At 72.6% G+C, this 10944-nt stretch carries 10 protein-coding genes; 5 read left to right on the forward strand and 5 right to left on the reverse strand.

What is annotated here, in order from left to right:
- Window positions 1–82 precede the first annotated feature (82 nt).
- On the reverse strand, window positions 83–2110 hold the full coding sequence (locus HMPREF3159_RS04460) for a beta-galactosidase (protein ID WP_070499857.1): 2028 nt from the start codon (window positions 2108–2110) through the stop codon (window positions 83–85).
- A 134-nt stretch (window positions 2111–2244) separates the two neighbouring features.
- Here HMPREF3159_RS04460 and HMPREF3159_RS04465 point away from each other — a divergent pair, with 134 nt between their 5' ends.
- The 4 genes from HMPREF3159_RS04465 (at window position 2245) to HMPREF3159_RS04480 (ending at window position 6605) form a co-directional block, all read left to right on the forward strand.
- Window positions 2245–3588, forward strand: coding sequence for an ABC transporter substrate-binding protein (locus tag HMPREF3159_RS04465; RefSeq protein ID WP_070499858.1), 1344 nt, complete (start codon window positions 2245–2247; stop codon window positions 3586–3588).
- Window positions 3585–4514, forward strand: a complete 930-nt coding sequence (locus HMPREF3159_RS04470; protein ID WP_062949515.1) for a carbohydrate ABC transporter permease — start codon at window positions 3585–3587, stop codon at window positions 4512–4514. The genes HMPREF3159_RS04465 and HMPREF3159_RS04470 overlap by 4 nt, the downstream gene beginning before the upstream one ends.
- 8 nt (window positions 4515–4522) lie before the next feature.
- Entirely contained in the window at window positions 4523–5458 is a 936-nt protein-coding gene (locus tag HMPREF3159_RS04475) for a carbohydrate ABC transporter permease (RefSeq protein ID WP_070499864.1), read from the forward strand.
- 91 nt (window positions 5459–5549) lie between these two features.
- The gene (locus HMPREF3159_RS04480; RefSeq protein WP_070499859.1) at window positions 5550–6605 is read left to right on the forward strand and encodes a LacI family DNA-binding transcriptional regulator; all 1056 of its coding nucleotides are present in this window, start codon (window positions 5550–5552) and stop codon (window positions 6603–6605) included.
- A 291-nt stretch (window positions 6606–6896) separates the two neighbouring features.
- Here the strand turns inward: HMPREF3159_RS04480 and HMPREF3159_RS17005 are convergent, their stop codons facing one another.
- The 4 genes from HMPREF3159_RS17005 to HMPREF3159_RS04500 form a co-directional block, all read right to left on the reverse strand.
- The gene (locus HMPREF3159_RS17005; protein ID WP_141748069.1) at window positions 6897–7469 is read right to left on the reverse strand and encodes a YetF domain-containing protein; all 573 of its coding nucleotides are present in this window, start codon (window positions 7467–7469) and stop codon (window positions 6897–6899) included.
- A 383-nt stretch (window positions 7470–7852) separates the two neighbouring features.
- Window positions 7853–9109, reverse strand: coding sequence for a formamidase (fmdA, locus tag HMPREF3159_RS04490; protein ID WP_070499861.1), 1257 nt, complete (start codon window positions 9107–9109; stop codon window positions 7853–7855).
- A 58-nt stretch (window positions 9110–9167) separates the two neighbouring features.
- Entirely contained in the window at window positions 9168–9452 is a 285-nt protein-coding gene (locus HMPREF3159_RS04495; protein WP_070499862.1) for an FmdB family zinc ribbon protein, read from the reverse strand.
- Between the two features lie 150 nt (window positions 9453–9602).
- Complete coding sequence (locus HMPREF3159_RS04500) at window positions 9603–10085, reverse strand: GNAT family N-acetyltransferase (protein ID WP_070499865.1); 483 nt, start codon at window positions 10083–10085, stop codon at window positions 9603–9605.
- A 73-nt stretch (window positions 10086–10158) separates the two neighbouring features.
- On the opposite strand from HMPREF3159_RS04500, the gene HMPREF3159_RS04505 reads away from it, so the two are divergent.
- Window positions 10159–10944: spermidine synthase (locus tag HMPREF3159_RS04505; RefSeq protein ID WP_070499863.1), on the forward strand; the 786-nt coding region annotated here is incomplete at its 3' end.

Below are 10944 nucleotides of genomic sequence, written 5' to 3' on the forward strand. Positions count from 1 at the left end.
GGGGCACGGCGCGGGAGTTCTCGGGGCGGGTGCTGCGGGTGGACGTCATCGTCTTCTCCCTCGCGTCGGGGCGGGGTCGCCGTCAGCTGGCGGCGACCGGGGCCGGGGCAGGCAGGCGCCGGGTGGCGACTCCCCCGGCCGGGATCTCGAGCACGGTGCCGTCCCCGGCGGGGACCTCGACAGGCCGTGCGGTGTGGTTCAGCGCGATGAGGTGGCGCGCGCCGTCGGCGGCGGTGCGCTCGAGCAGCTCGACGTCCTCGGGCAGGTCCCGAGGCGCGAGTCCCGCCGCGGCGTAGGGCTCGGCGAGCAGGGCGGCGAGGTCTTCGGCGTCGAGGTCCGCGCCGACGTACCAGGCGCGGCCGGCGCCGTGGGCATGCCGGGTCGCGGCGACGCCGCCGGGCAGCGGGCCGTCCGCGAAGCGCCCCAGCGCCTCGGCGCCGGCGAGGTGGAGGTCCTCGGTCCAGATCCGGGCGCGCAGGGAGCTCCCGCTGAGCTCGAGGCGGACCTCCTCGCCCTCGCGCAGGGGGCAGAACTCCTGCACCTCGACGCCGAGCACGGGGGCGAGAGCCGCGTTGAGGCCTCCGGCGCGCACGCCGTCCTCGGCGTCGACGACGCCCGAGAACGGGCCGACGACGAGGTTCCCGCCGGCGGCGACGTAGCCGGCGAGGTTCGCGGCGGCGGCGTCGGTGAGGAGGTACGAGGCGGGGGCGAGCACGAGCCGGTAGGCGGAGAGGTCGTCCTCGGGGTGGACGAAGTCGACCGCGAGGTGATCGCGCCAGAGCCGCTCGTACCAGGTCTGGATCTGGGCGCGGTGGCCGAGCGCGGCCGCGGGCCGCCACGGGAGATCCTGCGCCCAGTGCGACTCCCAGTCCCACAGGACCGCGACGTCGGCGGTGACCCGTGAGCCCCGCAGGTCCGCGAGCTCGCCGAGGCGGGCTCCGAGCTCGGTGACCTCACGCCAGATCCGGCTGCCCGTGCCGGCGTGGGGGAGCATCGCCGAGTGGAACTTCTCCGCGCCCTTGCGCGAGGCGCGCCACTGGAAGAACATCACCGCGTCCGCTCCGCGGCCCACGTGGGACAGCGAGTTGCGGGCCATCTCGCCCGGGCGCTTGGCGATGTTCCGCTCCTGCCAGTTCACGCCCGAGGTGGAGTGCTCCATGAGCATCCACGGCCGACCTCGGGCGAGCGAACGGGTGAGGTCGGCGTCGAGCGCGAGCTCGACGAAGTTCCGCTCGTCGGCGGCGACGAGGTAGTGGTCGTTGGAGACCACGTCGACCTCGTCGGCCCACTTCCACAGGTCGATGTTCGGGCAGGTGTGCGCCATGAAGTTGGTCGTGACGGGAACGTGCGGGGTGAGCTCCCGCAGCACGTCGCGCTCGGCGCGGAAGCACTCGAGGATCTGCTCGGAGCTGAAGCGGCGCCAGTCGAGCTCGAGCGAGGGGTTCTGCACCGACGGCGTGGGCAACGGGGCGTGGACGTCGGCCCACTCGCCCAGCACCTGGCCCCAGAAGGCCGTGCCCCAGGCATCGTTCACCGCCTCGAGGGAGCCGTAGCGGCGGGCGACCCACTCGCGGAAGGCGTCCTGGGCGTGCAAGGAGAAGCTCTCGCCGACGGGGGCGCCGTACTCGTTGTGCACGTGCCAGAGCGCGAGGGCGGGATGGGCGCCGTAGCGCTCGGCGAGGGCGCGGGTGATGGTGGTCGCCGCGTCGCGATAAGCGGGGGACGAGGGGCAGGCCATGCCGCGTGAGCCGGGGCCGAGCGCACGGCCCTGGCGGTCCACGACCCGGGCCTGCGGCTGCTCGCGGAAGAACCAGGCGGGAGGCGCGGCGGTGGGGGTGCCGAGATCGATGCGGATCCCATGACCGTGGAGGATCTCGAACACCTCGTCGAGCCACTCCCACCGGTACTCGCCCCGGCGCGGCTCGAGGCTCGCCCACGAGAACATCCCGATGCTCACCAGGTTCACGCCCGCCTCCTGCATGAGGCGGGCGTCCTCCACCCAGGTCTCCCGGGGCCACTGCTCGGGGTTGTAGTCGCCGCCGAACGCGATGCCCTCGACGCCGAGGGGCCAGGGATGGGCGACAGAGGACTGGGATCGATCACGGTGCATGGTGCAGGACTCTGACACGGAAGTCTTTCCTTCGCAAGCCTCGCCGGCGAGCATTGACTGTGATCGATTACAGTCCTACGCTTCCCGCCAGGCCGTCCACGACCGGGCCGCCTGTCCATCGCAAGGAGGCGAGCATGACCAGTGCCACCCACCCCCGGCAGCGCCCGGGCCTCTCGCGCCGCAGGTTCCTCGGCGCGGCGACGACGCTCGGCGGCGGCGCCCTCGCCGCCGGCTCCCTCGCCGGCTGCGGCGCCGCGGCCGGCACCGGCTCCGGCACCACCGAGCTGACGTTCTGGACCTGGGCCCCCGGCATCGAGGACGTCGTCGCGCTGTGGAACGCGCAGAACCCCGACGTGCAGGTGGAGGTGAGCCGGCAGGACGCCGGCGACGCCGCCGTGACCAAGCTGCTCACCGCCATCCGCGCCGGCAACGGCGCCCCCGACCTCGTGCAGGTCGAGTACCAGGCGATCACCTCGCTGGTCGCCGCGAACGCCCTCGCCGACCTCTCCGCCGACCTCTCCCCCGAGACTGCCGGACACTTCGCAGAGGGGATCTGGTCCTCCGTGGGCCTCCAGGGCGACAGCATCTACGCCATCCCGCAGGACACCGGCCCGCTGCAGCTGTACTTCCGCGGGGACGTCTTCGACGAGCTCGGCCTTTCGGCCCCCACCACCTGGGAGGAGTACGCCGAGGCGGCCCGGACCATACACGCCGCGGACGAGACGATGTTCCTGGGGACCTTCTCCTCGACCGACCCCGGCCTCTTCGTCGGCCTCGCCCAGCAGGCCGGCGCCTCCTGGTGGGAGATCGACGGCGAGCGCTGGCGCGTCGCGATCGACACCGAGCCCACCAGGCGCGTCGCCGAGTACTGGGGCGGCCTCGTCGAGGAGGGCGTCATCGCCGCCGAGCCGATGTACACCCCGCAGTGGAACGCCGCCCTGAACGCGGGCACGCAGGTGGGCTGGGTCTCCGCCGCCTGGGCGCCGGGTGTGCTCGCCGGCAACGCGGGCTCGACCGCCGGGCTGTGGCGGATGGCCACGATCCCGCAGTGGGACGCCGGGCATGCGGCGACCGGGAACTGGGGCGGCTCCACCACCGCCGTCACGGTCGACTCCCCGCGCCGCGCCGCCGCGGTGCGCTTCGCCGAGTGGATGAACACCTCGCCCGAGGGGGTGCGCGCCCTCGTCGAGAAGAGCGGCGTGTTCCCCGCCGACCGGCCCGGTGCGGCCGAGGCCCTCACCGCGCCGCCCGAGTTCTTCGCCACGCAGGAGGACTTCCACGAGCTCTCCACCGACAACGCCGAGGGCGTGCGGCCCTTCACCTTCGGCCCCAACGTCAACGTCGCGTACTCGATCTTCAACGACGCCTTCGCGCTCGCGACCCGGACGGGCACCGCCGACGCCTTCGTCGACGCCGTCGCCACCATCCACGCCGGCACCGTCGCCGACCTCGAGAACCAGGGGTACGACCTCGCATGAGCACCGCCACCGCCTCCACCCTCCGCCGGCGCACCGACCGCTTCGGCTTCATCTTCATCGCCCCCGCCGCGCTCTGCTTCCTCGCCTTCCTCGCCGTGCCGATCGGCTACGCCCTCTGGGTGAGCGTGCGGCGCGAGCAGGTCGTCGGCCTCGGCCTCGGCGCCGGCGGCCGCGTCGAGGGCTGGGCGGGGCTGGGCAACTACGCCCAGGTCCTCGCCGATCCCGAGTTCCTCGCCAGCGCGCTGCGCGTGCTGGTCTACGGCCTCGTGCTCGTGCCCGTGATGCTGGGGCTCGCGCTGCTGTTCGCGCTGCTGCTCGACTCGCCGCGGGCCCGCCTGCGGCGTGCCGGCCGCATCCTGATCTTCCTGCCCTACGCGGTGCCGGCCGTCATCTCGTCCCTGCTGTGGGGCTTCCTGTACCTGCCCGGCACGAGCCCCTTCCACTTCCTGGCCGGCGCGCTCGGCGGCACCCTGCCCGACGTGCTCTCCCCGCAGCTCGTGCTGCTGGCGATCGCGAACATCGGGATCTGGGGCGGCACCGGCTTCAACATGGTGGTGCTGTACACCTCGCTGCGCTCCGTGCCCGGCGAGCTCTACGAGGCCGCGACGCTCGACGGCTGCTCCGAGCTGCAGATCGCGCTGCGCGTGAAGGTGCCGATGATCGTGCCCTCTCTGATCATGACCGCTGTCTTCTCCATCATCGCGACGCTCCAGGTGTTCGCCGAGCCGATGCTCCTGCGCCCGCTGACGAGCTCGATCTCCACCACCTGGTCCCCGCTCATGCGGATCTACCGCGACGCCTTCACCGAGAACGACATCTACACCGCCTCCGCCGGGTCCGTGCTCGTGGCCCTGGCGACCTTCGTCATCTCCTTCGGCTTCCTGCGCCTCGTGCGCGGTCAGGCCTTCTCCCAGGAAGCACGGTGAGCCGCGCCATGACCGCCTCGACCGCTCTCGACCCCTCCGCCCCCTCCTCCGACGCCGTCGCCGACCGCCCCTCGCCCCGCACGGGGCGCACCCCCGCCCGCAGCGGGGTCGGGGCCGAGCGGCCCTCCCTCGTCGCCACCGGGATCCTCCTGCTCGGCGCCCTCTACTGCCTGCTGCCGGTGCTGTGGGTGCTGGTCGCCGCCTCCAAGAGCGCCGACGAGCTGTTCTCGACCTTCACCTTCGCCCCCTCAACGCACCTGCTCGAGAACCTGCGGGACCTGCTCGCGTATCGCGACGGGCTGTTCCTGCGCTGGGCCGGTAACACCGTGCTCTACGCGATCGGCGGCGCGCTCGCCTCGACGCTCGTCTCGGCCGCCGCCGGCTACGGCCTCGCCCTGTTCGACTTCCGCGGCAAGAAGCTGTTCTTCAACATGATCCTCGCCGGCGTGCTGCTGCCGGCCGTCATCCTCGCCGTCCCCCAGTACCTGCTGTTCGCGCAGGCCGGCCTCGCCAACACCTACTGGGCGGTGCTTCTGCCGAGCATCCTGAACCCCTACGGGATCTACCTCGCCCGGATCTACGCCGGCGCCTCCATCCCGCGGGAGATGGTCGAGGCCGCCCGCACCGACGGCGCTGGGGAGCTGCGGATCTTCACCCGCTTCGCCGTGCCGATGATGATGCCGGGGCTCGTGACGGTGTTCCTCTTCCAGTTCGTGGGCGTGTGGAACAACTACATGCTCCCGTACATCATGCTCGGCGACGACGAGCTGTTCCCCATCACCGTGGGGCTCTCGACCCTCATGAACCAGGGCGCCTCGCAGCCGGCGATGTACACCACCGTGATCACCGGCGCGCTCGTCTCGATCATCCCGCTCATCGCCCTGTTCCTGCTCCTGCAGCGCTACTGGCAGTCGGATCTCACCGGCGGCGCGGTCAAGGGCTGAACGCAGCACCCGAGAGCGCTCGCGCCCCTGCCGTCGGCGATACTTGCCGCGGGTGTCGTCGCGTCGCGGCGACCCGAGAGGAGGGAGAGACGTGGCCGCACCACGATCCGACGGGAAGGCCAAGCGTCCGACGATCTCCGAGGTGGCTCGGCGCGCCGGTGTCTCCACAGGGACCGTCTCGCGTCATCTCAACGGAGGGCACTGGGTGTCTCCGGAGGCGTCGAAGGCCGTCACGAAGGCGATCCGGGAGACGGGCTACGTCGCCAACGCCACCGCGCGGAAGCTTCGCACCGGCAGGAGCGGCACCATCGCCTTCGTGGTCGATGAGCCTCCCGCCCGGTTCTTCGAGGACCCGAACTTCGAGGCGCTGGTGGTCGAGGTGGGCGCCGCGCTGGCGACCAGGGATCAGTCGATGGTGGTTCTCCTGGCCGGGGACGAGCCGAGCGCGACAAGGGCCGAGTCATTCCTCCTCACCAGCGGGGTCGATGCAGCGGTCACCGCCTCGGCGCAGCCGCAGCACCATCTGTTCGACAGGCTTCTCTCCTCGGGGATCCCGCTGGTGAACATCGGCAGTCCGACGGGCCTCGAGGATCGCATCGCCTTCGTCGCGGCGGACGATCGTGAAGGCGGGCGGCTGATGGCCGAGCACCTGCTCGAGCGCGGCGCACGCCGGTTCGTCGTCATCGCCGGGCCCGAGCACTCGCCCGGCGGCATCCTGCGCCCCGGTGGGTTCCGCGACGCGATCCGAGCGGCGGCGGTCGAAGGGGTCGACGCGGAACTGCTGCAGGTTCGCCACGGCGACTACTCGAGCGACAGCGGTCGGGAGATCGCCCGTGAGCTGATCGCGGCTCATCCGAGGTTCGACGGTCTCTTCGCCGCGAATGACCGGATGGCGCGCGGAGCGATCGAGGCGCTGCACGAAGCGGGCCGCGCCGTTCCCGGAGACGTCCTGGTCGGCGGGTTCGACGACTCCGCCGGTGCGAAGGACGAGACTCCGCCGCTGACGACGGTTCGTCAGGACTTCACCCGCATCGCCGAGGAGCTCGTCGACGCACTCAACAAGCAGATCGACGGCGGGGTGCGCACGAATGTGATCGTGCCGGTGCGCCTGGTGATCCGCGAGTCGACGGCGGCTACGGAGGTCTGAGGCCCGCCGGGCGTCACAGCGCTGCGGGCCGTGGGCTGGGTGATGCTGGTCCTCTGGCTGCTCGGCGCCGCGGGCACCGCCCGCGACGTCGCGGCCGGGACGATGCTGCTCCCCCGCGCCCGGCCGAGTTGGTCGACTCCACGGAGGGAACCGCCTTCGACAGCCTCCTCGTCACCATTACCCTCGACGGCACGCTGTGGCAGCTCGCGGCGGTCCGCACTGCGCCGCCGCAGAGGGGCACGACGACATGGACCGCGCAGGGCGGGGTCTGACCTTCCCCGCCCGGACGGGTCAGGCGGAGGTCAGCAGCCGCTCGGGGACCAGCTCGGCGCCCTCGACGCCGGCGAGGAGGCCGGGCGCGATCCGCTCACCACGGCGGACGATCGTCAGGCCGCCGCGCTCCTCGAGGATCACGAGCTCCACCTCGGCGGGGTCGAGCACTCCCCCGATGCGCAGTCGATCGTGCAGCCCGGCCTCCGTCAGCCCACGTCGGCGCAGGGCCTCTGCACGGCTGCTCCCCTCGAGCATCACGACGCTCGGGCGGCGACGCACGGCCGCGGGCAGGACCGGAGCGATGCGGCGGAACGTCCCCATCAGCGCATCCATCACCATCAGCGTGTTCAGCGCGAGCAGGGCTGCGAGCATCGTCGGCGACTCCCCGAGCATCGAGCGTGCACTGACCCCGCCCACCACGGCGAGCACCACGAAGCTCGCCGTGCTCATCGTCGCCATCAGCCGGGTGCCGGAGAGATGCACCAGCAGCGTGAAGAACAGGTAGAGCACGATCGTGGAGAGCACCACGCCCAGTGCACCGGTCCAGCTGATCCCGAGATAGTCGTGCCAGAGCAGGTCCAGGTCGATCATGTGCGCCATTATCACCAGGCGACGGGGAGCTGCCGGGCGGAGGCTCTCAGCGCAGCACGGCGCGGCGCACCATCTCGTCGATCCGAGCTGCCTGCCGGCGAGCGCGCGGGCGAGGCGCCGGGCCTGGAGCGCTGAGGGTACTCCTCCCAGCCGCCCAATGAGTGCTTCAGCTGGTCGACGTCGAGGGCGAGCGCGAGCGGGCGCCCCGCGGCGAGGGTGGACTTGCCGCTGCCGGGCGCGCCGTTCAGCAGAAGGGGGTCGGGGCGGTCATCCCGGCAACCTCTCGCGGATGACGCGGCGGCGGCTCCGGGACTCCTCCCGGACCCGCCGCCGTCGGTCGTCGGTCGATGCTCTGCCGGCCCCTGCCGGCCGGATCCTCGGGATCAGCCCACGCTCGCGCGCGGCGCGCCGATGCCCGGATCGATCCTCGGCACCTCGCCCGACCCGGGGCGGATGTCGATGTCGAAGATGTCCAGCGGCAGGGAGACGGTCGCGCAGGCGTTGGGGATGTCCACCACACCGGAGAACCGTCCCTCGATCGGCGCGGCGCCCAGCAGCAGGTAGGCCTGCTCGGCCGACCAGCCGAAGGTGGTCAGGTACTCGATCGCGTGCAGGCACGCCCGCTGGTAGGCGAGGTGCGAGTCGAGATAGCGCTGCTCACCGTCGAGCGTCACCGAGGTGCCGGAGAAGCTCAGCCACTGCGAGTGCTGCGGGGCGGTGTTCCCGGGCATGAAGATCGCATTCTCGGCGACGTTGTACTTCTCCATCCCGCCGGGGATCACGTCGACGTGCAGGTCGACGAACCCGCCCATCTCGATGCCGCCGCAGAAGGTGATCTCGCCGTCGCCCTGGCTGAAGTGCAGGTCGCCGACGGAGAAGTTCGCCCCGTCCACGAACACGGGGTAGAAGATCCTCGTGCCGCGGGTGAGGTTCTTGATGTCCTGGTTGCCGCCGTTCTCGCGCGGTGGGGCGGTGCGCGCCCCCTCCCCCGCGACCCGGTCGAACTCGCCGTCGGGGACCCCGCCGAGGATCGCGCCGTCCGGCTCGGGCGGCAGGGCGAGGGCAGGCACGCGGTCCGGGTCCGTCGCGATGAGCGCCGCCTCACGGGAGTTCCACTTCCCCAGCAGCTCCGGCGACGGGGCGGTGCCCATCAGGCCGGGGTGGATCATGCCGGTGAACTCGACGCCGGGGACGTGGCGGGAGGTCGCCCTCTCGCCGCGGAAGTCCCACACGGCCTTGTAGGCGTCGGGGAACTGGTCGGTGAGGAAGCTGCCGCCGTTGCGCTTGGCGAAGATGCCGGTGTAGCCCCAGCCCTGCCCCGCGAGCGGGCCGTCGTCCTCCTGCGGGATCGGGCCGACGTCGAGGATGTCCACGATCAGCAGGTCGCCCGGCTTCGCCCCCTCGATACGGAAGGGGCCCGAGAGGGTGTGGACGGTGTGCAGGGGCGCGGTGGCGATGTCCTCGGCGGAGTCGTCGTTCTTGATGTAGCCGTCGAACCACTCGCGGCAGTCCACGCGGAAGGTGTCGCCGGGCTTGACGCTGACGGCCGGCGGGATGTCCGGATGCCAGCGGTTGTGACCGAGGATCTTCTGCTCGGTGAAGGGCTTCGCGGAGTCGAGGGGGAACACGTTCTGGGGCATGCTTCTCCTTCCACAGCGACGGGTCCGCGGATCGGCCCCGCCGGGTCCTGGGCCGGTCTCAGGGACGCGGCAGCCGCGCGTGGCGCGGGTCCGTCGAGGTGCGGGTCGCGGCGGGGCGGGCCCCGGGGACGCGATCGACGACGGCGGGTTCGTGGGCGCTGCTCGCGGCGCGGTCCAGCAGCTGTCCGGCGGTCGAGCCGAGCCGGCCGAGGCGCGGGGCGCTCATCCGCCGACGGGCCGGCGCACCGCAGTCGGGGCAGAGGAGGTCCTCGTCGCGGGCGCTGATGGGCACCGAGCGCTCGTACTCGTGCGCGCTCTGGCAGCGGAACTCGTAGATCGGCACCGGGCCCTCCTGTCACCTGCATCACTTCGCCGTGGTGACCCCACCATAGGCAACTGGCGGCGGTTCCGCGACGCCTCGGGCGATCGGGCGGTCGCCGGAGGGGACCGGGCCGGCGCCGGGCTCGGAGCAGGGACCGGGCGGGAGCCGGGCTCAGAGCGGGAGCTTGAACCCGAGATGGCTCGGGGCGTACCCGAGCCGGGTGTAGAAGCGGTGGGCGTCCGTGCGGGCGGCATCGGTGGTGAGCTGGGCGAGGGCGGCGCCGTGCTCGCGCCCCCAGCGATGGACCCACTGCATCAGCGCGGTCCCGAGGCCGCTCCCCCGCGCGTCGGCGGCCACGCGCACCGACTCGATCTGCAGGCGCAGCGCCCCTGCGCGGGAGAGGGACGGCAGCAGCGTCAGCTGGAGCGTGGCGAGCAGCGCGCCCGCGTCGTCGCGCGCCGCGAGCAGGAGATGCGCGGGATCCTGGTCGATCGCCGCGAAGGCCCGGCGATAGGGGCCGAGCTCCGGGGCATCCCGCTCCCGGCCCAGCACGTCGTCGGCGAGCAGGTCGACGAGCTCGGGCAGGTCCGCCTCGCGCGCGCGGTGCAGGGCGACGGGGCCGGTGGGGAGGTCCAGGATGTCCAGAGCGGTCATGGACGCCATTGTGCGGGTGCCCGCCCGGAGGTGGGCACGCGCTCCGGGTACCCGTCCTCGGCACAATGTCCCCATGAACGCGCCTTCGTCCCCCGCCACGCCCTTCGCCCCCGGCACGCCCCGCGGCGCGCAGCTGTCCTTCTCGGACCAGCCGGCCTGGATCGTCGCCGACGAGGTGGTGGGCGGCTGGACCCTCCTGATCGGCGGCGTGGAGCAGTCCCACGTGGACCTCGAGGACCCGACGCGGCTCGTCCACGAATACCTGCGCCGGATGGGCAACGTGCTGGACCAGGTGCGGCCGGCCGGGGCGCCGCTGCGCATCGCGCACCTCGGCGGCGGGGCGCTGACCCTGGTCCGCTACGTGCAGGCGACCAGGCCCGGCTCCGCGCAGCTGGTGATCGAGATCGAGCGGGAGCTGCCCACCCTCGTCACCACCGCGCTGCCGCTGCCGGAGGGCACGGAGCTCGAGGTGGTCATCGGGGACGCGCGCGAGGAGCTCGCCGAGCTCGGGGAGCGGGAGTTCGACGTGATCGTGCTCGACGTCTTCTCCGGCCAGGACTCCCCCGCCCATCTCGCCGAGGCCGGGTTCTACCGCGAGGCGCTCTCCCACCTGGGGGCCGACGGGCTGCTGATGGTGAACGTCGGCGACGACGCGGGGCAGCTCTTCCTCGCCGCGCAGGTGCGGGAGCTCGAGGCCGCGGCTGCCGTGGTCGGCGTGCCGGGGGTGTGGACGCTCACCGATGCGCAGCTGCTGGCCCGCCCGGCCGACGGGAACATGGTGCTGCTGGCCGGCGACGCGCTCGCCTCCCCGGCGGTCGAGGACTGGCGCGCAGCCTGGCTCGCGGCCGGGCCGCACCCG

The sequence above is a fragment of the Brachybacterium sp. HMSC06H03 genome (assembly GCF_001807385.1).
Classification (GTDB): Bacteria; Actinomycetota; Actinomycetes; order Actinomycetales; family Dermabacteraceae; genus Brachybacterium; species Brachybacterium conglomeratum.